Source organism: Streptomyces roseirectus (assembly GCF_014489635.1).
In the GTDB taxonomy this organism is placed as follows: domain Bacteria; phylum Actinomycetota; class Actinomycetes; order Streptomycetales; family Streptomycetaceae; genus Streptomyces; species Streptomyces roseirectus.
Window position 1 is genome coordinate 3,153,455 of record NZ_CP060828.1, and the last position, 26,111, is coordinate 3,179,565.

Consider the following 26,111-nt stretch of genomic DNA (forward strand, 5'->3'; position numbering starts at 1 on the left):
GCGTGGGCCCCGCGACTCCGCGGGTCGGCCCGTTACGCCGTCGCCGGCGACAGCCCAGGCGGACCGAACCTCAGCCGGCCCCGGTGGGCCAACCCGCCCCGTAAACCCCGGCTCAGCGGCGGCGGAACAAGCAGACCAGTGCCGCTCGCTCACCCGTGAGGGTCTTGCTCTCGGTCGCCGACATGTCCGAGAGGGTCCAGCCCTGGCTCTCGATGGCTTCGATCTGTTCGCCGACGCCGGCCATGAGGCCGGTGGAGCGGGAGGAGGTGCCGGCTTCGATGATTTTGAAGACGAGGACTTGGCGGCCTTCGGCGTATGCCTGTGCGGCGACGCGGACCGCCTCGTTGGCCTTGGCGTTGTTGATGAAACCCATGGTTCCCCCTGAGGTGGGCGTGATGGAGGGGACATCATGCTTGACCTGGGGATCACGATCCATCAAGGTAAGGGTTCACAGCCGGTGGAGAGCCTTACGGAGTTGCCGTGAACGACATTGTGGGGGCCTGGGTCGAGGGCTGGACCGTCTCGCGGGGCGCTGCCCCTCCCGTGCGGGAGACCTGGGGGTTCACGATCGACGTGGGGAGGCCCGACCACGTCCACCGGCACGTGTTCGGGGAGGCCGCCGACGAGGCCACCGTGCGGAAGGTCGCGGGCGAGGTGACCGGCAGCGGGGTGTGGCTGAAGGTCTTCCGGGACCCCTCGGTCGTGGAGCCCTGGCTGGGCCCGGGATGGTGGGTGGACCCCGAACCCGGCTGGCTGATGACCACGCCCCTCACCCCGACCGTGCCCACATCCCTCGCCCCGGCGCCGGAAGCCGCCGCCCCGGAGGGGTACACCCTGCGGAGTTGGACCCGCGCGGGCGTCACCCGTGTCCTCGTCGCCGCGCCGGACGGCTCCTTCGCGGCCGGCGGACAGACCGCCGTCACCGGCGAGGAGGCCGTCTTCGACCAGATAGAGACCAGCCCCGCCCACCGCCGCCGGGGACTCGGCACGACCGTCATGCGCGCGCTCCAGTCCGCCGCCGCGACCCAGGGCGCCCGCACCGGCGTCCTCGTGGGAACCCCCGTCGGCCGGGCCCTGTACGAGACGCTGGGCTGGCGGACCACGGCGACCCTGACGAGCGCGAAGAAGACCTGAGGCGCCACCCCTCACCCCAACACCCCGCCGCTCACCCCAACGCCCCGCCCCTCACCCCAACACTCCGCCCTCGACCCGACGCCCCCGCCCGGCAATCCAACCCCGCCGGACGTTGCCTCCCACTTTCCCCATTCCCCCCGAACCGCCGCCCGATCCTGACCACAATGCGCTCATGACCGATGACTGGAAGCGACGTATCGACGAACTGCACGCGGAGCTGGTCCGGCGGGACGACCCCGTGGCGTGGGTGATGGAGGCGGACGCGGTCGAGGCGTCGCGGCGGTACCCCCGGATGGCGCTGAGGGGCCCGGTGTTCGGGGTGGCGATGTCGGACGCCGAGGGCGGCTGGCGGATCCAGACGGCACTGGTGAACGGCATGCCGCAGATGGCCAGGGACGAACTCCACTCGCACCTGTGGTTCACCGCGAAGGACCGCACGGACGACCCCCTGGAGCGCCGCGCGCTGCTGGCCGCCGTCGCCGTCCTGGAGAAGGAGCCCGCGAACGAGGTCGAAGCGCTCGGCGTCCGCTACCGGATCGTGCGGGGCGACGAGTACGCGTGGAGCGGCGAGTACGGCCTGGAACCCCCGAGGCCGACCGACCCGGACCTCGCCGAGCTGGACTGGGACGGCTGGGACCACTCCTCCCCCGACCTCGGCTTCGCACTGGACCCGACCCGCGACGACGGCCCGATGGCGGGCGCGCTGCGGCTGGGCATGCGCGAGTTCACCTACGTCGGCACCCGGTTCGCCGCCGCCGCGCAGGAGGACTCCCGCCGCGCCGTGCGCACGCACCCCGACCTCGTCCGCCTCCCCGTCGGCTTCGCGGTCGTCGAGCGCGACGACAAGGGCTGGCTGTCGTGCAGTTCGCCCCAGGCGACCCCGCACGGGGCGCGGCGCTGGCTCTACCAGTCGATGACCCAGGACTTCCCGCTCCTCCTCGGCGAGAACGAGGCGCTGCGGTCCGACTACCGCGAGGCCGCCGAGGAGTTCCGCGCGGCGGGCCGGGCCGACGAGGCGACCGTCGCCGGCCGGCACTTCCGGATCTGCCGCGTCGAGAGGGTCGTCCGCATGGGCCCGGACGGCCCCGAGCCCCCACGCCCCTCGGACGTCGACCAGTACGGCCCGTCGAAGATGCACCCGACCCTGCTGGAGGACGGCACGGTCGTCCACGACGACTGACCGCACCCCTCAAGAACGCCGCCCCTCAAAAACGCCCGTCAAGCACGCCCCGGCGCCACCTTCTCCATCCCCTCCGCGTCCCACCGCCGCACCCAGTGCCACATCCCCACCCCCACGGCCAACGCGATCAGATGCCCCCAGTTGCTGATCGGATCCGTCATGTTCACGAGGTCCTGGAGGAGCAGCCCCCCGAACACCACCAGCACCGGCCACCGCGCCCACGGCCGCAACAACCCGGCGAGCGCCCCCACACTCGCGGCGACCCCGAAGCTGATCCCGTAGTCGAGCCGGTGCAGCGAACTGTCGGGCAGCCGGTCGAAGAGGACGGCGAACCCGACCGGCACCTCGGTCGCGAGCGTCGCGACGACGTGCCCGACGAGGAAGACGACGACGGTCCGCACGCCCCCGATCCGCCGCTCCAGCGCGGTCAGCACCAGCAGGAAGACGGCGACGAAGGGCGACGCGAGCCCGCCCGCGACCCACAGCGCGCTCGCGACGAGCACCAGCGCCGGCGCCTGAGCCAGATGGGTGACGTCGGTGCTGGACGCCTGAAGCACCTCGTCCACCCAGGAGGGGTCCGCGGTGTCGGCGACGTACGAGGTGACGCCGAGCAGGACGGCGTACCAGAAGGTGAACGGCGTCCCGGTGGGCGTCGGCAGCAGCCGCCACACGCGGGGGATCGGCCGGAAGAGCTCACCGGCCGGCTCGGCGGCCACCTGGACCGGCGTCACCGCGGCAACGGGCGTCCGCTGTCTCGGCATCCCGTCCAGCAGCACCCCGTCCGACAGCGCCCCGTCCGACAGCGCCCCGTCCAGCAGCGCGCCAGGCTCCACCGCTCCACCGGCCTCAGCCGTCTCGGTACGTTCCACCGTGACGTGCTCCTTCCGTTCCGGCCCCACCTTTCGCGCCTCGCACCCGCGCTGTCTGTGATCCAGGCCACGTCTGAGCGGATTCTCAGCAACCTCTCAATCTCACGCACACCCCGAACGCGACCGCGACCGGTGAAATTCCGTCCCCGCCGTGGCCCCGGGGTGCCAGGATGACGAGATGCCCTCCGTGCACGACGCTCCCTACGACACCCCGGAAGTCCTCGACCGCCGCGACGGCCCGTACGGAGAGGTCGTCCTGCGCAGACACGGCCCCCTCCTCCAGATCATCGCGAACGGCTGCTTCCTGATGGACACCTCGGACGGCCGCTCGGAACGCCTGTTGATCGACGCGGCCCGGCAGGCGCTCGACGAGAGCGCCCAGGGCACCCCCCGCCCGGCCCCCGCCCTGCTCATCGGCGGTCTGGGCGTCGGATTCTCGCTCGCACACGCCGCCGCCGACCCGGCCTGGTCGCGGATCACGGTCGTGGAGCGCGAGCGCGCGGTCGTCGACTGGCACACGGACGGCCCGCTGGGCGCCGTGTCGGGGGCGGCGCTGGAGGATCCGCGCGCCGGCGTCGTCGTCACCGATCTCCTCGATTTCCTGCGTGAGACATCGGACACGTTCGACGCGCTGTGTCTGGACATCGACAACGGCCCCGGCTGGACCGTCACCGAGGGCAACGACGGGCTGTACGGGCCGGCCGGACTCGCAAGCTGCGCGCGGGTGTTGAGACCGGGCGGGGTGCTCGCCGTGTGGTCCGCGCAACCCTCGCCCGACTTCGAGGGATCCCTACGGAATGCCGGTTTCCAGCGGGTGCGTACCGAAGAGGTACCGGTTGCCCGAGGCGTTCCGGACGTGGTGCATCTCGCCGTCCGGCCTGGATAGCAAAGCGATGGTGACTCCCCGTACGCTGCTCACCTGGCGCCGATCATTCGAGCGCCGGTCGCAGTCATGCGCAGACATGGGATCACCCCACTGATTCCGGAAAGCACCCCAGGGGCGGGCGATGGACCAGACACACACCTCGCAGAGCGGCACGACGACAGCTACCCCGGGCGCGCAGCGCCGCGTCCTGGTCGTCGAGGACGACCCGACGATCGTCGACGCCATCGCTGCCCGCCTGCGCGCCGAGGGATTCCTCGTGCAAACGGCGGGCGACGGCCCGGCCGCGGTCGACACGGCCGAGGCATGGCAGCCGGACCTGCTGATCCTCGACATCATGCTGCCGGGCTTCGACGGCCTGGAGGTCTGCCGCCGCGTGCAGGCCCAGCGGCCCGTCCCGGTGCTGATGCTCACCGCGCGCGACGACGAGACCGACATGCTGGTCGGGCTCGGCGTGGGCGCCGACGACTACATGACCAAGCCGTTCTCCATGCGGGAGCTGGCGGCGCGCGTGCACGTCCTGCTGCGCCGGGTCGAGCGGGCCGCCATCGCCGCCGCGACCCCGCGCTCGGGCATCCTGCGCCTGGGCGAACTGGAGATCGACCACGCGCAGCGCCGGGTGCGGGTCCGCTCGGAGGACGTGCACCTGACGCCCACCGAGTTCGACCTCCTGGTGTGCCTGGCGAACACGCCGCGCGCGGTCCTCTCCCGCGAGCAGTTGCTCGCCGAGGTCTGGGACTGGGCGGACGCCTCCGGCACCCGTACCGTCGACAGTCACATCAAGGCGCTGCGCCGGAAGATCGGCGCCGAACGCATCCGCACCGTGCACGGTGTCGGGTACGCGCTGGAGACCCCGACGCCATGAGCGCCGGGCCGGACGGCGGGCCGAGAGGGGAGCCCTGGGCGGGTATGCGGCCGTTCTCGATCAAGACCAAGCTCGGGGCCCTGGTCGTCATCTCGGTGCTGATCACGACCGGGCTGTCGATGATCGCCGTGCACACGAAGACCGAGCTGCGGTTCATCATGGTCTTCTCGATGATCGCGACGCTGCTGATCACCCAGTTCGTGGCCCACTCGCTGACCGCCCCGCTGGACGAGATGAACCTGGTCGCCCGGTCCATCTCGCACGGCGACTACACGCGCCGGGTCCGCGAGAACCGGCGCGACGAGCTGGGCGACCTGGCCGAGACGATCAACGTCATGGCCGACGAGCTGGAGGCGCAGGACCAGCACCGCAAGGAGCTGGTCGCGAACGTCTCACACGAGCTGCGCACCCCGATCGCGGGCCTGCGCGCCGTCCTGGAGAACGTCGTGGACGGCATCGCCGAGGCCGACACCGAGACCATGCGGACGGCGCTGAAACAGACCGAGCGCCTGGGCCGGCTGGTGGAGACGCTGCTCGACCTGTCCCGGCTGGACAACGGCGTCGTCCCGCTGCGCAAGCGGCGGTTCGAGGTGTGGCCGTATCTGTCGGGCGTGCTGAAGGAGGCCAACATGGTCGCCTCGGCGCGCGCGGGCATGGCGTCGGGCTCCGGCAGCCACACCCGCTCCGACGTCCATCTGCACCTCGACGTCTCACCGCCCGAGCTGACCGCGCACGCGGACCCCGAACGCATCCACCAGGTCGTCGCCAACCTGATCGACAACGCCGTCAAGCACAGCCCGCCGCACGGCCGGGTCACGCTGAAGGCGCGGCCGGGCGCGTATCCGGACTCGCTGGAGCTTGAGGTGCTTGACGAGGGTCCGGGCATCCCGCGCTCCGAGTGGCACCGCGTCTTCGAGCGCTTCAACCGGGGTTCCGTGCGCCGTCCGCACGGTCCGGGGAGCGACGGCGGGACGGGGCTCGGGCTCGCGATCGCGCGCTGGGCGGTGGATCTGCACGGCGGCCGGATCGGGGTGGCCGAATCGGAGCGCGGATGCCGAATTCTCGTCACCCTTCCGGGGGAGTCTCCGGTCAGCGGTTGACGTAGAGTTCGATCATCGTCGGGCAGTAAAGGTGCCGGACCTGCATCGTCGTGGGCGAAGTGCAGCCGTTTCGGGCGGAACCCCGCTTGTTTCCCGCCAATTCCGGCAGCGAAACACGGCGTCAGATGTGACTTACACGACGATGCGGCGGCCTGGCCTCTCCTTCTCGGTCTTGGAGGCGTAGCCTTTATTCCCGCTGTCCATCACCTTGTGAAGCGGAAGAGGGCGGTTGCCGCCGTGTCGTCACAGTCCCCCAGTAACGGATCGAGCACCTCGACCGAAGCGGACCAAACGGGTACCAATCCCGCGGCCGCGTTCGGACCGAACGAGTGGCTTGTCGACGAGATCTATCAGCAGTACCTCCAGGACCCGAATTCCGTGGACCGGGCCTGGTGGGACTTCTTCGCCGACTACAAGCCGGGGGCTGCCGAGCCGGCCGCTCCGGCTGCGGCGGGTACTGCGGCCGCGGGGGCCGCAGCGACCACCCCCACGGCGCCTGCCACACCCGCTCCCGTTCCCGCGGCTCCCGCGGCCCCGGCGGCGACCCCGGCTCCCCAGCCGGCCGCCGCCGCGCCCGCCCCCGCACCCGCACCCAAGCCGAAGGCCGCTCCCGTGTCGACGCCCGCCCCCTCGAAGGAAGCCCCCGAGGGCCCCGAGCTGGTCACCCTGCGCGGTCCGGCCGCCGCCGTCGCGAAGAACATGAACGCCTCCATCGAGGTCCCCACGGCGACGTCCGTGCGCGCGGTCCCGGTGAAGCTGCTCTTCGACAACCGCATCGTCATCAACAACCACCTCAAGCGCGCCCGGGGCGGGAAGATCTCCTTCACGCACCTCATCGGGTACGCGATGGTGCAGGCCATCAAGGCCATGCCGTCGATGAACTACTCCTTCGCGGAGAAGGACGGCAAGCCGACGCTGGTCAAGCCGGCCCACGTGAACTTCGGTCTCGCGATCGACCTGGTGAAGGCCAACGGCGACCGCCAGCTCGTCGTCGCCGGCATCAAGAAGGCCGAGACGCTCGGCTTCTTCGAGTTCTGGCAGGCGTACGAGGACATCGTCCGCCGCGCCCGCGACGGCAAGCTGACGATGGACGACTTCACCGGCGTCACCGTCTCCCTCACCAACCCCGGCGGGCTCGGCACCGTCCACTCCGTGCCGCGGCTGATGCCCGGTCAGTCGGTCATCATGGGCGTCGGCTCCATGGACTACCCGGCGGAGTTCCAGGGCACCTCGCAGGACACCCTGAACAAGCTCGGCATCTCGAAGGTCATGACGCTCACGTCGACCTACGACCACCGGGTCATCCAGGGCGCCGCCTCCGGCGAGTTCCTGCGGATCGTCGCGAACCTGCTGCTCGGCGAGAACGGCTTCTACGACGACGTCTTCAAGTCGCTGCGGATCCCCTACGAGCCGATCCGCTGGCTCAAGGACATCGACGCCTCGCACGACAATGACGTCACGAAGGCCGCCCGCGTCTTCGAGCTGATCCACTCCTACCGGGTGCGCGGTCACGTGATGGCCGACACCGACCCGCTGGAGTACCAGCAGCGCAAGCACCCCGACCTGGACATCACCGAGCACGGCCTCACCCTGTGGGACCTGGAGCGGGAGTTCGCGGTCGGCGGGTTCGCCGGCAAGTCCCTGATGAAGCTGCGCGACATCCTCGGCGTGCTGCGCGACTCGTACTGCCGCACCACCGGCGTCGAGTTCATGCACATCCAGGACCCGAAGCAGCGCAAGTGGATCCAGGACCGCATCGAGCGCCCGCACTCCAAGCCGGAGCGCGAGGAGCAGCTGCGGATCCTGCGCCGCCTGAACGCGGCGGAAGCCTTCGAGACGTTCCTGCAGACCAAGTACGTCGGCCAGAAGCGGTTCTCGCTGGAGGGCGGCGAGTCCGTCATCCCGCTGCTCGACGCGGTCATCGACTCCGCCGCCGAATCCCGGCTCGACGAGGTCGTCATCGGCATGGCCCACCGCGGCCGGCTCAACGTGCTGGCGAACATCGTCGGCAAGTCGTACGCGCAGATCTTCCGCGAGTTCGAGGGCAACCTCGACCCGAAGTCGATGCACGGCTCCGGCGACGTCAAGTACCACCTGGGCGCGCAGGGCACGTTCACCGGTCTGGACGGCGAGGAGATCACCGTCAGCCTGGTCGCGAACCCCTCGCACCTGGAGGCCGTCGACCCGGTCCTCGAAGGTGTCGCGCGCGCCAAGCAGGACATCATCAACAAGGGCGGCACGGACTTCACCGTCCTGCCCGTCGCGATCCACGGCGACGCGGCCTTCGCGGGCCAGGGCGTGGTCGCCGAGACGCTGAACATGTCGCAGCTGCGCGGCTACCGCACCGGCGGCACGGTCCACGTCGTCATCAACAACCAGGTCGGCTTCACCGCCGCGCCGGAGTCCTCGCGCTCCTCGATGTACGCCACCGACGTGGCCCGCATGATCGAGGCGCCGATCTTCCACGTGAACGGCGACGACCCCGAGGCCGTCGTGCGCGTCGCGCGGCTCGCGTTCGAGTTCCGGCAGGCGTTCAACAAGGACGTCGTCATCGACCTGCTGTGCTACCGCCGCCGCGGCCACAACGAGTCGGACAACCCGGCGTTCACGCAGCCGCTGATGTACGATCTGATCGACAAGAAGCGCTCGGTGCGCAAGCTCTACACCGAGTCGCTGATCGGGCGCGGCGACATCACGCTGGAAGAGGCCGAGCAGGCGCTCCAGGACTACCAGGGGCAGCTGGAGAAGGTCTTCACGGAGGTCCGCGAGGCCACCGCGCAGGGCCCCGCCGGCGCGTCCGCCGACCCGCAGGACGGGTTCCCGGTCGCCACGCCGACCGCGATCTCCACCGAGGCGGTCAAGCGGATCGCCGAGTCGCAGGTCAACATCCCGGACCACATCACGGCCCACCCCCGCCTGCTGCCGCAGCTCCAGCGCCGGGCGGCCATGGTCGAGGACGGGACGATCGACTGGGGCATGGGCGAGACCCTTGCCATCGGGTCGCTGCTGCTCGAAGGCGTGCCGGTGCGGCTCGCCGGGCAGGACTCGCAGCGCGGTACGTTCGGCCAGCGCCACGCGGTCATCATCGACCGTGAGACCGCCGAGGAGTTCACGCCGCTGAACTACCTCTCGGAGGACCAGGCCCGGCTCAACGTCTACAACTCGCTGCTCTCCGAGTACGCGGCCATGGGCTTCGAGTACGGCTACTCGCTGGCCCGCCCGGACGCGCTCGTCATGTGGGAGGCGCAGTTCGGTGACTTCGTCAACGGCGCGCAGACCGTCGTCGACGAGTTCATCTCCTCCGCCGAGCAGAAGTGGGCGCAGACGTCCGGCGTCACGCTGCTGCTGCCGCACGGCTACGAGGGCCAGGGCCCGGACCACTCGTCCGCGCGCCCGGAGCGGTTCCTCCAGATGTGCGCGCAGAACAACATGACGGTCGCCATGCCGACGCTGCCGTCGAACTACTTCCACCTCCTGCGGTGGCAGGTGCACAACCCGCACCACAAGCCGCTGGTCGTCTTCACGCCGAAGTCGATGCTGCGCCTCAAGGCGGCGGCGTCGAAGGCGGAGGAGTTCACGTCCGGGCAGTTCCGTCCGGTCATCGGGGACACCTCGGTCGACCCGAACGCCGTCCGCAAGGTCGTCTTCACCGCCGGCAAGGTCTACTACGACCTCGACGCCGAGCGGCAGAAGCGCGGCATCACGGACACGGCGATCATCCGGATCGAGCGGCTGTACCCGCTGGCGGGTGCCGAGCTCCAGGCGGAGATCGCCAAGTACCCCAACGCCGAGAAGTACCTCTGGGCCCAGGAAGAGCCGGCGAACCAGGGCGCCTGGCCCTTCATCGCCCTCAACCTCATCGACCACCTGGACCTGGCGGTCGGCGCGGACGTCCCGCACGGGGAGCGGCTGCGGCGGATCTCGCGTCCGCACAGCTCGTCGCCTGCCGTCGGCTCGGCGAAGCGCCACCAGGCGGAGCAGGAGCAGCTGGTCCGCGAGGTCTTCGAGGCGTGACGTGACCACCGCGTCCCGGTGACAGCCTGAAAGAGCCCGGCCCCGAGAGAGCGAATCTCTCGGGGCCGGGCTCTTTGACGCGTACGGGGGGGGTGAGAGGCCCGCAGTTACCGGAGCAGGGGCCCAGAATCGCCAGAGCCGGGAGACGACCGACGCCACTTCAGCGGCCGGGACCGCCTGGCAGACGCCCCCGCAGCTCGGATCGCCCCCCGCATCCGAAGCTCTCGCTTCCGCCGGCCTGCCACCCGAGCCCGGGGACACCTGGCTGCCGGGCCGAGGAAACGCCTCGGACCCAAGCCGGGGTGCCTGTCCGGCGGCCCCGATCCCGTCCCGGCGCCGGAGCCGCTGGCTCCCGTGCCGGCGAACAGTCACCCGGGCCCCGCCGGAAAGACCGGCCCCGGGGCAGGCGCGTCGCCTGCACGACCCTCCGGCCCCTGAAGCCGCCGCCCCCGCTGCCCGAGCGGCCCTCAGCGCCGGGCCGGGCCACACCGGGCCGTCCGGGGCCGTGCCGTGCCGGTCCGCCTCAACTCCGAGGCAGCCGGCTTCGGTTCGCCCTCGGACGGCCTCTTCGTCCTCGGGCGGCCTCCTCGCCCTCAGGCGGCCCCTTCGCCCTCTGGCGGGCTCTTAGCCCTCTGGCGGGCTCTTACGTCAGCAAGGGCTCGAAGTCCCAGTACGGGCGGATGCGGGAGCGGGCGGAGATGGTGTGGGGGTGTTGGCGGCCGAGGGTGGATTCGAAGTCGGAGAGGGCTTCTTGTTCGACCTTCTCCGCCTGGCGGCGGTCGCGGAGGTTGCGGAGGTCGGCGGCGTGGGCGATGCGGGTGGAGAGGGTGAGGGGGTGGGTGCGGCCGAGGGATTCGGTGGCGTTGACGACGGTGGCCCGGCTCAGGAGTTCCGCCGACTCCGGGTCACCCGTGAGGTTGCGCAGGGCCGCCGCGTTCAGGGCCGTGCCCACCGTCCAGGGGTGGGTGGGGCCGAGGGCCGCGGTCATGTCGGTGAGGGCCTGCTCCAGGAGGGCGTGCGCGTGCTCGCGTTCGCCCACGTTGCGCAGGATGAGCGCCTGGTTGGCGCGGGCACCGGCGAGGAAGGGGTGGTTGTCGGCGCGGGCGACCTCGTAGCGGGCGACGACGGACTCGCTGAGTTCCCGCGCGAGGTCGATGTCGCCGTGCTCGCGGATGAAGCAGCTCTGGGACGTCGCGAAGACGAGGGTCGTCGGGGAGACCTCGCCGAGGACCCGCTCGCCGCGTTCGAGGATGCTCGCGAACATCGGCCCGGCGGCGTCCCGGTTCCCGGACCGGTACAGGCACATCGCGTAGTTGTGCTCGGCGTACAGGGTCTGCGGGTTGTCGGCGCCCATGACGATCCGGTGCTCGTCGACGTTGCGCGCCTGCACGGACTCCGCCTCGGTGTACCGGCCGAGCAGCCGCAGGTCGAGCGCGTACGCGAACTCTGTCGTCAGCGTCCAGGGATGGCGGGCGCGCAGCAGGTTGCGCCGTGCCTCCCACGTCCTGCGGTCGGTGTCCAGCGCCTCCTCGTACCGGCCGAGCAGCCGCAGCGACACGGCGAGGTTGTTGAGGGCGTTGAGGGTGCGCGAGTCCTGGTCGCCGAGCTGGTCGCGGTAGGCGACGAGCACCCACTGGGACAGTTCCAGCGCCTCCTCGTACCGGGCGAGCCCGCGCAGGTCCCCGCCGAGGCCGTTGGCGGCCCGCAGGTGTTCGAGGTCCTGCGTTCCGCGCTCCTCGCGCAGGTAGTCGGTGGCGTGCCGGTTCAGCCGCTCGCTGCCCGCGTAGTCGCCGTTCGCCCGCAGCAGGTTGCAGTAGTGGTACGTCAGGTCCCAGATCCGCGGATGGGTCTCGCCGAGCAGTTCGCGCCACGCTTCGAGCGCCCGCTGCCCGAGCTTGGTGCCCGCCCGGTACTCCCCGGAGAGGAACATGTAGCGCAGGCAGTTGAGGACGAGCTGCTGCACCTCGGCGCTCGGGGTGTGCAGGACGTCCGCGTACTTGAGGTGCGGCACGATCTCCGCGTACGTCGGCCACAGCCGTGTGTCGGTGGGCCGGCGCGGGTCGGCGGCCGCGAGGGCGCGCCGGACGACGTCGATGAACTCCGTGCGCTCCGGCTCGGGCATGTCCTTGTGGACGATCTGGTGGACCATCCGGTGCAGGTAGAGGGAGTCGCCGGTGGCGGCCTCGTCGAGGCTGGCCTCGTGGGACTCCAGCCGGACGACGGAGTACTGCCGGAGCTGGTTGATCGCCTTGTTCCACAGCAGCGGGTCGTTGACCAGACCGGCGACCTGCTCGGGCAGCTCGTCCCCGGGCAGGTCCCGCAGGAGCCGGACGGGGATGAAGCCGGGCGCGAAGAACGTGCACAGCCGCAGCAGGTCGACGGACTCGGGGACGGTCTCGCGGAGTTTGTTCAGCAGTATCGACCACGCGGTCTGGAAGGCGACGGGGAAGTCCGCGGACACCTTCACCACGTCGGAGTCGATCCCGCCCTCCAGGAGCGCGATGTACTCGCGCACGGAGAGGTCGGAGTCGTTGAGCCAGCCCGCGGTCTGGTCGAGAAGCAGCGGCAGGTCCTCCAGCGCCTCGGCGAGCTGGTCGGCCTCGGTCTCGGTGAGCCGGGGCGCGCGCCGCCGCACGAACGCGACGGACTCGTCCCGCGAGTAGACGGGGATCTCCAGGAGCCGGCTGTTGTGCTCGGACCACTCGGGGTTGCGGGAGGTGATCAGCACGTGTCCGGGGCCGGTCGGCACGAGGTCCCAGATCTGCTCGGGCTCGTCGGCGCCGTCGAGGACCAGCAGCCAGCGCGAGAACGGCTCGCCCCGGCGCAGCGCGTCACGCACCGCGCGCAGCCGCTCGCCGTACTCCTGGCCGGTCTGGAGCCCGAGTTTCGGGGCGAGTTCGGCGAGGAAGCGCCGGTAGGTGACGCGTTTCTCGGCGTTGACCCACCAGACGACGTCGTACTCGGAGCCGAAGCGGTACACGTACTCGGTGGCGAGCTGCGTCTTGCCGACCCCGGACATGCCGTGCAGGCTGACGACGCCCGCGCCGGGCTCGGCGCTCTGCAGGACGTGGTGGATGTCGCTGAGGATCGGCTCGCGGCCGGTGAAGCGGGTGTTGCGGCGCGGCACCCCGCCCCACACCTCGGGCATCGAGGCGGGGAAGCGCGGCCCGCGCCGCCCGTCGACGCCGTTCGCGTGCGGGTCGTAGGGCAGGTCGAGCCGGTCGAAGAGCCGCCGTTCGGCCTCGTCGGCGCCGAGGTTGGTGAGGTTCGCCGGGGACAGCACGCTGACGGCCTGCGGGAGCGGGGCGTTGGTGACGGAGACGGCGGCGAAGCGGGTCGGGTCGGGCGCGACGACCTCGCGCAGCGCGGCGTTCCACTCCTCGTGGCTGCGCGGGCCGAGCTGGAAGTACCACTCGCTGACCAGGATCAGGACGCGGCCCTCGGAGAGCATGAGGTCGCGCAGGAGCCGGGGCAGTGATACCTCGGGCGGGGCGTCCCAGCGGAGGTAGACGACCCGGACGCCGTTACGTTCCAGACGGTCGCCCATCCAGGCGGCCCAGGCCCGGTTGAAGCCCGCGAAGCTGATCGTGACGGTCGGCCGTGCGGTCCCCCTCTCGGCGGACCTGACCGGTGTGCGGGCTCCAGACAAGGCGGCCTCCAACGCGTCGTTCCGGAAAAAATCGTAGGACCTCGGCGCGCCGCCCGTAAGGCCCCGGGAAGGGGGGAGCAGGTGTCGAGGCACGCCGATCTTCGCTCAGGGGCCGGTGCTCACGCGGGCCTTTCCTCAAGCTTGTCCCCTCCCCTCACTCGTTCGGGTGCGCGCCGGCGTGCCGCTGGTTCCACAGGGTGCGTGCGGCGCGCACGTACGCCTGGGCGCGGGCCCGCTGGCCGCGGGGGGCGGGGTGGTCACGCATGCGCTCCCAGGCGCCGGCCATCGCGTCGGCGAACAGCCGTCCCGCGACGGTGAGATCGGGTGAGCCGACGAGGGCGGGGAGGGTGGCGCCGACCATCGCGTGGCAGCGGGCGTGCTCGGTCCAGGCGCGTTCGGCGTGCGCGGGGTCGGCGAGGGCGAGGCGCTGGTGGTAGTCGGCGAGCGCGAGGTGGGAGTAGGCGCCCTGGAGGAGGCCGTCGAAGGGGCGGGGGTCCTGGCGCCAGGGCGCGAAGTACCGTTCCTCGGGGCCTGCTTGATGGAGTGTCAGGAGGGTGGAGAGTGCGGCGAGTTTGGCGTGGTGCAGTTCGTGGACGAGGGTCGAGGCGAACGCGACCGGGTCCGTGGGCCTGCTGGACAGGAGCGCGCCGAACGCCTCGCGGCGGGTCGCGCTGCACCCTCCCTGCCCCGCCGGGACGCCGGGCGGCAGGGCGAGCGGCACGAGGCAGCGCAGCAGGGCCGGCGTCTCGCGCACCCTGCCCTCGCCGCCCGCCCGCAGCGCCGCCGCCGTCCCCGACCACACCTGCGCCCACTGCTTGCGCCCGGCGTCGTCCAGCACCACCGGCTCCCCCAACCCCCCGCCCCTGCGCGGCGACCGCGCCGTCCGGTACGGGTCCAGGTCCTCCAACGGGACGATCGGCGCGCCCGCCACGAGACCGGGCAACGCGTGCGCGGGTAGCCACGCCGGCGACGCGGACCAGGCCCCGACGCCGGGTTCCGGATGGACGACGACGTCCAGCTCGCCATCCGCCGCGAGCACCAACGCGCCCCGGCGGTACCTGACTTCAACACCCCCCTCGGACCTCAAAGCCCCCAGCGAGGGCAGCACGAGCAGCCCGTCGGACGCCGCGAGCCTGAGGGAGAAATCAACGCCGGCCCGCGCGGCCCCGGCGGCGGCCAGCGCCCCGAGATACCCGAGATCACGCCGACTTCCGTTTCCCTGCGGCGAGTTGAGAGCCCGGAGGGTGTGCCAGGCCCAGGATCCGGTGAGGGGGTGGAGGAGGAGGGCACGGGTGGGGGTGAGGGGGGTTGGGGGGTGCGGGGTGTGAAGAGGGCTGGGTTCTTGGGGGACTTGGCGAGGCAGATCGCGTATGTCCCCGGCGTCTGAGGTGACTTGGCCGCGTAGATCGTGCGCGTCCCCGCCGCCCGGGGGGACTTGGCGGGCCGGCTCGCCGACGTCGTCGCGGCGGCCGTGAGTTCGGTGGGCCTGCCCCGGCCATGCGGCCCCCGGCTCCGCCAATCCGGCACCCCGGCCGCCACGCGCCGCGTCCCACTCTCCGGGTCCGCCTGGCGACCGCACGGCCCCGCCCGTCCCTCCGCCGGCCCCGCCCGTCCTGCCCCCGGCCACCCCGCCTCCGGCCCCGGCGCCCGCCCTGTCCGCATCCGTCAGCAGCCCCCACGCCTCCCGTACCGCTGGGTCGTCCCCCGCCGCCTCCAAGACCGCGCGGACGACCGCGAGTTGGCGGGTGTGCTGGTCGTGGGTGAGGGTGCGGAGGGTGGCGGGGTCGGACTCGGTACGGCCGAGGGACGTGATCGCGGGGGCGGGGAGGGTCATGGTGTCCTCCCGGCGGTGGTGGTGAGGCGGTGGGCGGCGTGGCGGATGAGGTGCTGGAGGTCGGCGCAGTAGACGGAGGGGTTGCGGAAGCCGTGGCCGGCGCGGTAGCGGTGCGCGTAGTGGCCGCCGCCGCAGACGCGCAGGAGGGGGCAGGCCCGGCAGGTGGCCGACAGGGCCGCGGCCCCGGCCTGCCGGTCGGCGACCGCGGGGTGGCGCAGGGCGTCGTCGAAGGGGTGCCGGAAGACGTCGAGCCCGGTGCGCGCGGCCCCGTCGTACGCGGACTTGAGCGCGTCGACCTGCTCGATGCTGCCGTCGGTCTCGACGACGACGGCGTCGAAGGGGGCGAGGCCCAGCGACTCGGTGCGGGCACCGTGCCCGAGCAGCAGCGCGAGGCACGCCTCGAAGAGCCGGACGCGGGTCTCGCGCCGCCCGGCGTCCCACCAGCGGTCGAAGACGGCCGCGAGCCAGCCCCCGTACCGGCCGAGGTGGTCCGGCGGTGAGGTCCAGTTGCCGTGCGGGAGGAGCAGGTCGAGGGCGGGCGGCCCGAGGGCGACGAGGGATTCGTACGTGCGGACCGGGTCGAGCGTCGGATCGACGACCGTCAGGATCCCCCCGTACGTCTGCGGGAAGCGCCCGGCGAGGAGCCGGGTGCCGCGGACGGCGGCGGGCCAGGAGGGCCGTCCGGCGTGGTCGACACGGCGCGCGTTGTGCGCGGCGGTGCCGCCGTCGAGGCTGACGCCGACGCGGATCCCGGCGTCGGCGAGGACGGTGAGCCGGGGCGCGGTGAGGAGGGTCGCGTTGGTCTGGACGACGGCGCGCACCGCGCAGCCGTCCGGCACGCGCGCGCGGACGAGGCCGGTGAACCGCGCGAGGGTGTCCACGCCGGCGAGGAGGGGTTCGCCGCCGTGCAGCACCAGGGAGAGTTCGGGGAGTCGATGGCTGCGGGCGTGTTCGGCGATGCGGGACGCGGTGCGGTCCAGGACGGCGTCGGAGGCGCGCGCGGGCCGCTCGCGCCAGGTCGCGTCGGGGCCCGCGTACAGGTAGCAGTACGTGCAGGCGAGGTTGCAGCGGCCGTGCAGTTTGACGATGAACTGCCGGAAGGGGGCCGCGAGTCGCGGCGGGGCAGCCGTGCGTCCGGTCACTCGCCACCCCCCATGCGTGCGCGGCAGCACACCACTTCGTGTTCCCGCGATCCGGCCACGCACACCGCGGGCCGTGCGGATGTGGCCGATTCGCGCGGGCGGATCGACCGAAAGGTTCACGTCACGGCGCGCCGGTGCGGCCGGACGCGGTCACAGCGCGCTGTTGAACACCCACAGCAGTTCGCTGGGCCGCTTCGCGCGGTCCGTGAGGTCGTCCACCAGTTCGCGCAGCACCGGGTGGTCGACGTTCCTCAGCTCCTCCAGGTCGAGGGTGAGCAGATCGGGCAGTTCCTCGCGTGTCTCGTGTGTGACGTCCATGTCCGTCCCTCGGTCACTCCAGCGCGGCCAGCCGTTCGGCCGTCTCCTGCGGTGTCGGCCTGTCCGGGACGACGCTGTCCTCGGGCAGTCGCGCCCACTCGCCCCGCGCCGCGCGGTACGCCTCGCGGGCGGCCCGGGGCCGGGTGGCCGCTTCATAGGACATACCCCGCCAGTGGTGCGCCTGCGCATGGGTCCTGACGGCTTCCTGGCGGCGGCGCCCGGTGGCGGCGGCGTCCTCCGCCTCGCGGGCCGCCCGCGCCGCGTCGCGGAAGGCGTCCACGGCGAGGTCGAGGCGGGCGGGGCGGCGCAGGCTGCGGTACGCCTCGTACTGGACCTGTCCGAGGTCGAGCAGGCAGTGCGCGGCGAGCAGCGGGTCGTCGGCCTCGTCGGCGGCGAGCCCGAGCAGGTGCTCGGCCTCGCGCAGGTCGACGCGGTCGCCGCGCGCGTGGTAGCGCAGCATCAGGGCGCGGCCCAGCAGCAGAAGCCGGCCGGCGAGGCGGTGGCTGCCCGCCGAGGTCTCCATGCGGCAGTCGCGCAGCACGCGGATGGCGCGCGAGAGCGCGTACCGCTCGCCGGTGGCGGCCAGCCGCAGCAGGGTCTCGCCCCATTCGGCGAGGACATCGGCGTACGCGGGCGCGTCGCGGGGCACGCGCCGCGCGGCCCGCTCGAAGTGCCCGGCGGCCCGCTCCAGGTCCCCGGGCTGCCCGGACTCCCCGTACCGCGCGACCGCGACCCGCCCCGCGCGCACGGAGAGCGCGGCGCGCTGCGCCTGTTCGCGGGCGACGCCCAGCGCGTCGTCGATGCGGGTCTGGACGTCGTCCAGGGGGCCGTGCGCGCCGAGCAGCGCGTCGATCAGGTCGAGCAGGACGCGCACCCGCGCGCGGACCTCGTCCGGGGTGTCCGGGTCGGGGGCGGTCTCCAGGGCGGCGGTCAGGGAGTGGGCGGCCTGGTCGGCGTAGCGGCGGGCCTGGTCGGGGTCGGGCGTGGCGCCGGACAGCAGGAGGAGGATCCGGCCGTGCACGAGGGGCAGTTCGGGCGGGCGGGTGCGCCGGTCGGGCCAGACGTCGGCGAACGCCTCCAGCATGCCGACGGAGACCTGGAGGAGGGCGCTGTCGCCGCCGAGGCGCCACTGCTCCTCCAGGGCGCGGACGCGCTCCAGGGTGAGGGCGAGGGCTTCGTTCTCGTCGAGGCCGGGGGCGGCGCAGGCGACGGCGTACTCGCGGTCGGCGCGGCTGAGCAGGCCGAGGGCGCCGGTGAGGTCGCCGCGCCGCCTGCGGTCGCCGGCGGCGGCGTGCAGGACCCGGGCGAGGACGGCGCGTTCGTGCAGGGCGCGCGGGTGGGCGACGGCGCGTTCGGCGGCCGCCTCGGCCTCGCGCAGCAGGTCGTCGCCGCCCTGCACCTCCCACAGGCGCAGCGTGCAGTGCGCGTACTCGGCCCACAGCTCGGGGTCGTTCGCGGCCTGTTCGTCGCGTTCGGCGGCGCCGCGCAGCAACTGCACGGCGTCGATGGCGTCCTGGATCATGCCCTCGCGGCCGAAGCGTCCGATGAGCTGGCGGGCGCGCACCACCACCGGGTGCGTGTGGCGCTCCACGACGGCGGCCGTGGCGCCCAGTTGCTCGTAGTGGGGCGGCAGCGGCATGAACCTTCGCAGGACGCGCGCGGCGACCTCGGCGAACGGCTGGGGCACGGGCGGGGCGGCGCCGTCGTCGCCGCCGCGCGCGTACGGACGTCCGGCGCCGCCGTCGCCGAGCTGGGCGAGCGCGAGGGCCGGGAAGTTGGGGCCGCCCTTGCCGAAGCGCTGCTCGATGTACTCGGAGGTGTGCTTGAGGACGAGCATCGCCTCGTCGCGGCCGAGCCGGGACAGCAGGGCGTCTCGGACGTCCGGCTCCATCTCGTACCACTGGGCGCCGTCGCCGTCGTGGTCCTCGCCGGCCTTGCCGACCAGGCCGCCGACCAGCACTTCCGCGAGGTCGGCGGGGCCGGAGCCGGGGAGCATCGTGCGCTGCACGAGCTGCATCACCGGCAGGCACAGGGGGGCGGCGGCGAGGTAGACGGCCAGGCGTCCGGCCGTCTGCGACGCGCTCGCGCTGAAGCGGCTGACCCGCTCCAGCGCCGTGCGCGTCCGGCCGGCGCGCGCGGGCGGGGCGGGCGGCTGGTCGGCGCGCACCCAGCCGACGGCGCCGGGGACGGGGCCGGCTCCCGCGCCGGACAGCAGCCGCGCCCACGCGCCGAGCGCGACCGGTTCCGGCGGCAGCACCGGCACCGGCAGCGCGCCGGTCTTGCGGACCTCGCCGGAGGTGCGGATGCGCAGGGCGCCGCCGAAGGTCTCCGCGCGGCTCAGCTCGCCGAAGGTGACCGGGAGCCGGGTGCGGGCCCACATGCGCTGCGGCAGCGGCTGGAGCACCGCGACCGGGCCCTGTTTCGACAGGTGGTGCAGGAGCCGGTGGGCCTGTCCGCTGTGCCACAGGGGGCCCGCGCAGTCGCTCACCAGGACCACGATCCGCCGTCCCGTCGGGTCGCTCAGCCGGTCCGCCGAGTGCAGCGGCGCCGCGCGCTCCTCGGGGCTGCGGCTGACCACCGGTTCCCCGTCGGGGCCCTGGTGCAGGAAGCTCACCTGGATGTCGGCGAACGCCCCCAACTGGCCGAAGACCTGCTCCAGTTCGTCGAACATCCGGTGCCACACGCGCATCGACGACGAAGCGTCCAGCACGAGCTGCAGGCGCGCGTCCCGCCGGGTCACCGCCCGGTACACCGGCAGGATCAACCCGCCCGCCTGCGCGCTGAGTTCGGCCGTCCCCGGCTCGTCCAGCCGGGTCCGCAGCGGCGGCGCCGGGCTGCGGTACCCCTGCAACCTCCGCAAGGCCCGCTGAAGTTCCAACGGCGCGGGCAGCACCGGCGCGGCAGGCACCCCGATCGGCAACGCCCCGCCCCGACCACTCCCGGCCTGCGGCAGAGGGTACAAACTCACCTGCCCATCCAGCACAGGCCGCTTGGGCGGCGGCTGAGGCGCCTCGGCGGGCCCGGCCACCTCCTCCCGCGGCGCCTCCGGCCGCACCTCCCCCACCGGCCCCGGAACCTCGCCCCCGGTCTCCTCCACAACCTCCGGCCCGGCCCTACGCGTCCACTGCGCCAGCCACAGGGCGTCGCTCAACTGCCGGTGATCGGGGTCGAGTCCGGCGACACGCAGACGGGAGATCAGCTCGGCGAGGGGGTCGGGGGCGGGGGCTTCGGGGGTGAGGGCAGGCGGGGGCGGTGCTTCGACCGGAACCGGCTGAGGGCCGGACGCGGTCCGGAAGGGCGAGGTCGAGTCCTCGCGGCCGTCGCCGGGGGCGGGTCCGGAGCCGGGCGCGGCGGAGCCGCCGCCGGAGGCAGACCCCGGCGCGGCAGGGCCGGCCGGGGGCGATGCTTCAGCCCGGACCGGCCGGGGGCCGGGGGCGGGCCGGGGGGTGCCAGGGAACGGCGGGGGCGAGGCGTCGCCGGGGGCGGGCGGGGGCGAGTCCTCGCGGCCGTCGCCGGGGGCGGGCCCGGAGCCGGGCGCGGTAGAGCCGCCGCCGGAGGCGGACCCCGGCGCGGCAGGGCCGGGCGGGGGCGATGCTTCAGCCCGGACCGGCCGAGGGCCGGAGGCGGGCCGGGGGGTGCCAGGGAACGGCGGGAGCGAGGCGTCGCCGGGGGCGGGCGGGGGCGAGTCCTCGCGGCCGTCGCCGGGGGCGGGCCCGGAGCCGGGCGCGGCGGAGCCGCCGCCGGAGGCGGACCCCGGCGCGGCAGGGCCGGGCGGGGGCGATGCTTCAGCCCGGACCGGCCGGGGGCCAGAGGCGGGCCGGGGGGTGCCAGGGAAGGGAGGGAGCGAGGCGTCGCCGGGGGCGGGCGGGGTCAGGTGCTCGCGGCTGTCGCCGGGGCCCGGTGTGGCGGAGTTGGGCGGGTGAGGGGTGTCCGGGGTGGGGGCTTCGTCGGGGCCGGGGCGGGGGCGCGCGTCTGGCATCGGCGGGTCACCTCGGGCGGTCGAGGCGTTGGATGAGCAGGTCGGCGAGGCGGTCGCGGCTGGGTGGGGCGGCGGCGTCGGTGAGGTAGATCGCGTTGAGCAGTTGGTCGGCGGCCAGGAGTTCGCTGCGGGAGCGTTCCAGGAAGCGGGTGATCAGGTCGTCGCCCGCGCGCGCCGCCTCGTCGCCGAGGTGGGCGCGGACGAAGGTGGCGAGCCGGTTGTGGTCGGGTCGGCCCAGCTCCAGGTGGATGCAGCGGCGCATCAGCGGGGCCGGGAAGTCCCGCTCGCCGTTGCTGGTCAGCACCACGAACGGGAACGCCCGGCAGCGCACGCGCCCGTCCTTGACGCGGACCTTCACCCCGTCCGCCGTCAGCACCTCGGCCTCCCCGTCGGGCAGCCGGTCGGCGATCCGCTCCAGCTCGGGGATCGCGAACTCGCCTTCCTCCAGGACGTTCAGGAGGTCGTTGGGGAGGTCGATGTCGCTCTTGTCGAGCTCGTCGATGAGCAGCACGCGCGGGGTGTCGGACGGCAGCAGCGCCGTCCCGAGCGGCCCGAGCCGGATGTAGGACCCGATCCCCTCGACGGCCCCCGGCGACCCGGCCGCCGCCCCGAACCCGCCTTGCGCGGCGATCTGCACGTCCTGGAGGCGCGCGATGGCGTCGTAGTGGTACAGCCCGTCCTGGAGGGCGGAACGGCTGACGATGGACCAGCGCAGCACGCCGCCGAGGCCGAGTTCGTAGGCGACCGAGTGCGCGAGCGTGCTCTTGCCCGCGCCGGGGCTGCCGGTGACCAGCAGCGGGCGGCGCAGGTACAGCGCCGCGTTGATCATCTCCAGCTCCTCGGCGCCGGGCCGGTGCAGCTCCGCGAGGTGCCGGTGCGCGCCCAGCCTGCGGTCCTCGGAGCCCTCGCCCGGTGTGTCCCGGCCCGCGAAGTCGCGCCACGGGGGCGGCGCGGGCAGCCGCTCGACGCCGTCGTGCGGTTCGCCGGCGCCCCGGTAGATGAGCCACTCACTGGATTCGGTCATGATCCGGTCCTCGTCACTCGTCCACTCACCGCGCGCGCACGAACGTGCTCACGGTATCGATGCCTGGGGGGCGCTGGTAGGGGGCGCGTCACGGCGCCTCCAGCAAGTCGCCGCTCCCCGGCAGGGGGTGGTGCGGGTCGTCGTACAGCAGCGCCACGCCGTCCGCCCAGAACGTCTCCGCCCGGCCCTCGCGCAGCCCGGCCCTGAGGTCGTGGACGGCCTGCGGGAGCCGGGCGGCGCTGCGCGGGCGGGCGATCTCCTCGACGCTGCCCCGGTGGAACTCGCCGCACACCGACTCCGGCCGGGCCTTCCCGCGCCGCCACAGGGCGACGCCGTACCCGCCGTGCACGATCCGCGCGAGCGCCGCCGCGTCGTCCTCGTACCGCTGGTCGCCGTAGCGGCACAGGACGGGGACGGTGGCGTGCGCGAGGGAGCGCAGCCTTTCCACCGTCGGGACCGGTACCCGCAATCCGTCGGCGCAGTCCAGGAGTTCGGCCCGCGCGCGGTGCGTGTGCAGCCACTTCCAGCGCGCCCTGCGCTCCTCGTCCGCGTCGAACCACTCCTCGTCGGCCGCGTCGTCCGCGAGCTGGTCGCGGTCCGTGACGCGTACGACGACCGGGCGCAGCGCCCCCAGCGGCTCGGTGTCCGTCCCGATCCGCCACGTGTCGACGTCCACGCCCAGCAGCGCGTGCGGCACGGCCACCTGCAGCACCGCGGGCCGTCCCGGCTCGTCGCACCGCCGGAACGCCTCCCCCAGCGGCTCCGCCAGCCGTCCCGCCAGCTCCGCCATCCGCACCCGCTCCTCGCCCGGCAGCGGTTCGGCCCCTCCGCCCGCGTGCAGCACGGACACGGACCAGTCGCAGCGGTCGGGTTCCCAGGGGCGGGGGAGGATTTCCAGGAGGACGGCGGGGGTCGCGGCGTGCTCGCCCTGAACGCCGGGAGTCTTCACGGGACTTGAGAGGTGCGCGCCCGGGGTGTCGGGGTGGCCGCCGTTCCTGCGCGAGGGCTCGGCGACGGTGTCCGGGGCCGGGAAGACCACCGCTTCTCCGAGTCCGCCGAGGACGGTCTCGGCGCTGGTCCCGTTGAGCGCGCGGGGGTCGATACCGGGCACGTCCGGCGCCCGGGGGACCACTCCGACACCGCCTTCACCCGTCGCGGCCCAGGCGTCCGGGTCCGCGGCGGCTCCCGTGCCGCCGAGCGCCCCGACGGCGTCGGGCCCGGTCTCCGGCGCGGTGCCGAACACGGTGCCGGCTCCTTCGCCGGTGACCGTCGGGCCGTTCGTGTCGCGGGGCGGCGGGGGCCAGGGGCCGGGGCTCGGCGGGGTGGGGGCGGCCTTGTCGCGCAGGCGGGCCATGCGGCGTTCGGTGAGGGCCACGCGGTAGCGGGCGGGGAGGGGGTCGGCGGTCTGCCAGACCCAGTGCCAGAGGGCTTCCTCGGCCTCGGGGGTGGTCGCCGAGGTGAAGGGCCGGTCGGCGGCGAGCACGTGCATCACGTAGTCGAGGACGAGTTCGAGCGCGCCGTCGTCGCGGGCGCTCTCGTACAGCGTGCCGAGTCCGTCGCGCCAGCCGCGCGGCGCGGGCAGCGGCGTCGGCCCCTGGAGGCCCGGCAGCGAGTCGAGGATGTCGAGCAGCGCGCGTGTGCTGGCGGGCGGCGGCAGGTCGGCGAGCCGGCCGAGGAGCTTCACGCGCTCGTCGGGGCCGAGCGTGCGGCCGGGGCGCGCGCCGAGGAGGCTCTGCACCTCCGTCCAGGTCTGCGCGCGGGCGGCGGGGCGCCGCTGCCGGTCCCGGTGGTAGCGGTCGTGCGCGTGGAACACCGCCTGGTACAGGTCGTCGTGCTCGGCGGTGATCTCCCCGGCCGGCACCCGCAGCGTCCGCAGTTGCTCGATGCCGGTGGAGGTCCCGCCGGGACGGTGGTCCGAGCGGGCCTTGAGGACGCCGATGACCTCCCCGCGCGCGAGGTCGATCACGGGCCCGCCGGACACCCCGTACGGGAGGTCGTTGTCGCCGAGCCGCATCTGCACGTCGGACGACCAGCCGCCGATCGTGCCCTGGACGGACAGCGTGCCGTCGAGCACCTGGAGGCGGTCCTCGCTGAACGTCCACCCGGCGTACAGCACCCGGCCCTCGCCGAAGTAGGCGGCGGGGCGTTCGGAGACGTACACGCACTCGTGGTCGTCGGCGGGCTCGGTGAGCTGCACGAGCGCGAGGTCCGGGGCGGGCCAGTTCCCCGAGGCGGGCATCCGCCCGGGGCGCTCCGGGACGGTCGCGACGACCCGGCCGCGTACCGTGCGGACGTCGTCGCCGGGCGAGTTCCGATAGACCACCGCGACCTCGCCCCCCTCCCCGCCGCAGGCAACGTGTGCGCAGGTCAGAACCCAGTTGGGAGCGACGAAGAACCCACTCCCGAGGAAGGTGTCGACCTCATCCAGGGCATACCCTCCCCCACCCCGGTGAATGCGCACGGTCGCCGCCACAACGAGCCCACGCAGTGCACGCCGGGCCGCATCCCCCACGTTCGACGCGCCCCCGGCGCGCCCCCCGTTCACATCCACCCCTCACCACCCCCGTCCCCACCGCCCCCATGCCCCGGAGCGCCGCCCCGTGCACCACCCTCCGGGGGTGAGCCCCCGCGCCGCCGGGCATCCTGCACTCCCACGGAGAACAGCCGACCGGGGAGGACGGGCGACGGGCCGCCCGGCGCGGATCCCGGGAGTCCGGAAGGAGCGGGCGCCGGGGCTGTGCCGACGGGTACCGGGAAGACGAGGGCCGGGAAACCGGCGAGCACGGACGCGGGTCCCGCCGCCGAGCGGGCGGCACCCCCACGCGCGAGCCCCTGCCACCCCTCCACCACGGAAAGAACGCGCCCCTGTGCCACCCCCGTTCGCCCCAGCCCCTCCCGTCCCCTGCCCCCACGCCCGCCCCTGGACGAGCCACCCCGCACGCCCCCTGCCCGAGCCACGACCTCCGGCCCGGAAACCCGCCGCACCCCGGCCGCGGCCCCCGCCACCCCGCCCCGGCCCGGTGCCCCTGAGCGCCCTGCGGATCCCGGCGGCACCACCACGAGCCTCCGTCCGGCACGCCTGCCGCCCCGCTCCGAGGCAGTGTTCCCGCCTCCCGAGGCCCGCCCCCGCGCGAGCGCGCGCTCCTCCCGGCCCCCAGTTCCACCGCGCGCGTGCAGAGCGGAAACGCCGCCTCCGCTCGCGGAGCCCCGGCTGGAAGGAGCGGCCGAAGCCGACGGCGAGGGCGTGCCGGCGAATCGCCCCGCAGGCGGGGACGACCCGCCCTCCGGCGAGGGCGACGAGCCGTCACCCGGCGTCGGGGGCGCCCCGCCACCGGGGCCGGCCCCTCGGCCGGGGGGAGCGCCACCGGCAGGCGCATGCCCAACCGGTGAGCCATCGGCGGGCGCATGCCCAGCGGGTAAGGCACCGACAGGCGCGCCCCCAGCCGACGTCCCACCCTCCGGCGGGCTACCCTCCGGCAGGCCACCAACAGGCGCGCCACCGCCCGGTGAACCCCCGGCCGGCGAGCCACCAGCAGGCGCGTCCCCAGCCGACCTACCGCCCTCCGGCGAGCCACCCGCAGGCGCACCACCGCCCGCTGAGCCCCCACCCAGCGAGCCACCAGCAGGCGCGTCCCCCGCAGGCGCGCCCCCGCCCGGCGCACCCCCCTCAGCCTCCGCACCCGCAAGATCCGGCGGCCCCCCATGGCTCCACGTGAGCGTGACGTTGATCGCCGCCTTGGCCTCGCCGTCGGCGAGGAGGCCGACGACCTTGCCGGCCTTGGCGGTGAGCTCGATGCCGAATTCGACGCTGACCTCGTCGGGACGGACCGCGCGCAGCGGCTCCGCGAGGGAGCGGGCGACGCCGGTGACGAGGGCGTGCAGACTCTCGACGCCCGCTTCGATCCGCTCGGTGAACCCCGTGTCGCTGTACGAGAGTTGCCCCGCGGGCGCGCGCAACTCCCCGGTGCCCGAGATACGTGCCCACACGGGCGTGCCGTCCGGCAGGGCGACGCGTGCGACGCGCGTCACGTCCTGTGCCGCCCGTTCGGTCTCCTGACTCATGGCGCTCCCCCCGCTGCCGTGTTCCCCCTGCTCATGCCCGCCCGGCGCCCGGCCCGGC

Annotated in this window: 16 protein-coding genes; 6 read left to right on the forward strand and 10 right to left on the reverse strand. The window is 73.8% G+C overall.

The features are described from left to right. Positions 1-112: 112 nt before the first annotated feature. Complete coding sequence (locus IAG44_RS12860) at positions 113-373, reverse strand: hypothetical protein (protein ID WP_187747266.1); 261 nt, start codon at positions 371-373, stop codon at positions 113-115. Positions 374-480: 107 nt separating this feature from the next. On the opposite strand from IAG44_RS12860, the gene IAG44_RS12865 reads away from it, so the two are divergent. Both IAG44_RS12865 and IAG44_RS12870 read left to right on the forward strand, forming a co-directional pair. Next, positions 481-1,134, forward strand: coding sequence for a GNAT family N-acetyltransferase (locus IAG44_RS12865; protein ID WP_187747267.1), 654 nt, complete (start codon positions 481-483; stop codon positions 1,132-1,134). 172 nt (positions 1,135-1,306) lie between these two features. After that, positions 1,307-2,314 carry a DUF5954 family protein gene (locus tag IAG44_RS12870; protein WP_187747268.1) on the forward strand — a complete coding sequence of 336 codons (1,008 nt, stop codon included), beginning with the start codon at positions 1,307-1,309 and terminating at the stop codon, positions 2,312-2,314. Positions 2,315-2,352: 38 nt separating this feature from the next. On the opposite strand, the gene IAG44_RS12875 is transcribed toward IAG44_RS12870, so the two are convergent. Beyond that, positions 2,353-3,183 carry a rhomboid-like protein gene (locus tag IAG44_RS12875; protein WP_425508441.1) on the reverse strand — a complete coding sequence of 277 codons (831 nt, stop codon included), beginning with the start codon at positions 3,181-3,183 and terminating at the stop codon, positions 2,353-2,355. 178 nt (positions 3,184-3,361) lie between these two features. Between IAG44_RS12875 and IAG44_RS12880 the strand changes: the two genes are divergently transcribed. The 4 genes from IAG44_RS12880 to IAG44_RS12895 all read left to right on the forward strand — a co-directional run bounded on the left by IAG44_RS12880 (position 3,362) and on the right by IAG44_RS12895 (position 10,045). Then, positions 3,362-4,069, forward strand: coding sequence for a spermine/spermidine synthase domain-containing protein (locus IAG44_RS12880; RefSeq protein ID WP_187747269.1), 708 nt, complete (start codon positions 3,362-3,364; stop codon positions 4,067-4,069). Positions 4,070-4,190: 121 nt separating this feature from the next. Next, positions 4,191-4,931, forward strand: a complete 741-nt coding sequence (locus IAG44_RS12885; protein WP_187747270.1) for a response regulator transcription factor — start codon at positions 4,191-4,193, stop codon at positions 4,929-4,931. Continuing rightward, positions 4,928-6,031: a sensor histidine kinase gene (locus IAG44_RS12890; protein WP_187747271.1), complete on the forward strand. Its 1,104-nt coding sequence runs from the start codon at positions 4,928-4,930 to the stop codon at positions 6,029-6,031. Before IAG44_RS12885 ends, IAG44_RS12890 begins: the two co-directional genes overlap by 4 nt. Positions 6,032-6,268: 237 nt before the next feature. Then, positions 6,269-10,045: a multifunctional oxoglutarate decarboxylase/oxoglutarate dehydrogenase thiamine pyrophosphate-binding subunit/dihydrolipoyllysine-residue succinyltransferase subunit gene (locus IAG44_RS12895; protein ID WP_187747272.1), complete on the forward strand. Its 3,777-nt coding sequence runs from the start codon at positions 6,269-6,271 to the stop codon at positions 10,043-10,045. A 643-nt stretch (positions 10,046-10,688) separates the two neighbouring features. Here the strand turns inward: IAG44_RS12895 and fxsT are convergent. The 8 genes from fxsT to IAG44_RS44740 form a co-directional block, all read right to left on the reverse strand. Beyond that, positions 10,689-13,694, reverse strand: a complete 3,006-nt coding sequence (fxsT, locus tag IAG44_RS12900) for an FxSxx-COOH system tetratricopeptide repeat protein (RefSeq protein ID WP_187747273.1) — start codon at positions 13,692-13,694, stop codon at positions 10,689-10,691. 154 nt (positions 13,695-13,848) lie between these two features. Beyond that, positions 13,849-15,528, reverse strand: coding sequence for an aKG-HExxH-type peptide beta-hydroxylase (locus IAG44_RS12905; protein WP_246561678.1), 1,680 nt, complete (start codon positions 15,526-15,528; stop codon positions 13,849-13,851). After that, the gene (locus IAG44_RS12910; protein ID WP_187747274.1) at positions 15,525-16,670 is read right to left on the reverse strand and encodes an FxsB family cyclophane-forming radical SAM/SPASM peptide maturase; all 1,146 of its coding nucleotides are present in this window, start codon (positions 16,668-16,670) and stop codon (positions 15,525-15,527) included. Before IAG44_RS12910 ends, IAG44_RS12905 begins: the two co-directional genes overlap by 4 nt. 150 nt (positions 16,671-16,820) lie before the next feature. Further along, on the reverse strand, positions 16,821-16,988 hold the full coding sequence (gene fxsA / locus IAG44_RS12915) for an FxSxx-COOH cyclophane-containing RiPP peptide (RefSeq protein WP_187747275.1): 168 nt from the start codon (positions 16,986-16,988) through the stop codon (positions 16,821-16,823). Between the two features lie 13 nt (positions 16,989-17,001). Beyond that, positions 17,002-20,967 (reverse strand): SAV_2336 N-terminal domain-related protein, encoded by a 3,966-nt coding sequence (locus tag IAG44_RS12920; protein WP_246561679.1) that lies wholly within the window; start codon positions 20,965-20,967, stop codon positions 17,002-17,004. A 7-nt stretch (positions 20,968-20,974) separates the two neighbouring features. Then, the gene (locus IAG44_RS12925; RefSeq protein ID WP_187747276.1) at positions 20,975-21,991 is read right to left on the reverse strand and encodes an AAA family ATPase; all 1,017 of its coding nucleotides are present in this window, start codon (positions 21,989-21,991) and stop codon (positions 20,975-20,977) included. An 88-nt stretch (positions 21,992-22,079) separates the two neighbouring features. Further along, entirely contained in the window at positions 22,080-24,452 is a 2,373-nt protein-coding gene (locus IAG44_RS12930; RefSeq protein ID WP_425508442.1) for a VMAP-C domain-containing protein, read from the reverse strand. An 80-nt stretch (positions 24,453-24,532) separates the two neighbouring features. Continuing rightward, on the reverse strand, positions 24,533-26,053 hold the full coding sequence (locus tag IAG44_RS44740) for a CU044_2847 family protein (protein ID WP_425508443.1): 1,521 nt from the start codon (positions 26,051-26,053) through the stop codon (positions 24,533-24,535). Positions 26,054-26,111 lie beyond the last annotated feature (58 nt).

Coding starts and splice junctions, on each gene's coding strand:
- IAG44_RS12860 (WP_187747266.1), bottom strand. CDS start 373: ATGGGTTTCATCAACAACGCCAAGGCCAACGAGGCGGTCCGCGTCGCC.
- IAG44_RS12870 (WP_187747268.1), top strand. CDS start 1,307: ATGACCGATGACTGGAAGCGACGTATCGACGAACTGCACGCGGAGCTG.
- IAG44_RS12880 (WP_187747269.1), top strand. CDS start 3,362: ATGCCCTCCGTGCACGACGCTCCCTACGACACCCCGGAAGTCCTCGAC.
- IAG44_RS12885 (WP_187747270.1), top strand. CDS start 4,191: ATGGACCAGACACACACCTCGCAGAGCGGCACGACGACAGCTACCCCG.
- IAG44_RS12890 (WP_187747271.1), top strand. CDS start 4,928: ATGAGCGCCGGGCCGGACGGCGGGCCGAGAGGGGAGCCCTGGGCGGGT.
- IAG44_RS12905 (WP_246561678.1), bottom strand. CDS start 15,528: ATGACCCTCCCCGCCCCCGCGATCACGTCCCTCGGCCGTACCGAGTCC.
- fxsA (WP_187747275.1), bottom strand. CDS start 16,988: ATGGACGTCACACACGAGACACGCGAGGAACTGCCCGATCTGCTCACC.
- IAG44_RS12920 (WP_246561679.1), bottom strand. CDS start 20,967: ATGCCAGACGCGCGCCCCCGCCCCGGCCCCGACGAAGCCCCCACCCCG.
- IAG44_RS12925 (WP_187747276.1), bottom strand. CDS start 21,991: ATGACCGAATCCAGTGAGTGGCTCATCTACCGGGGCGCCGGCGAACCG.
- IAG44_RS44740 (WP_425508443.1), bottom strand. CDS start 26,053: ATGAGTCAGGAGACCGAACGGGCGGCACAGGACGTGACGCGCGTCGCA.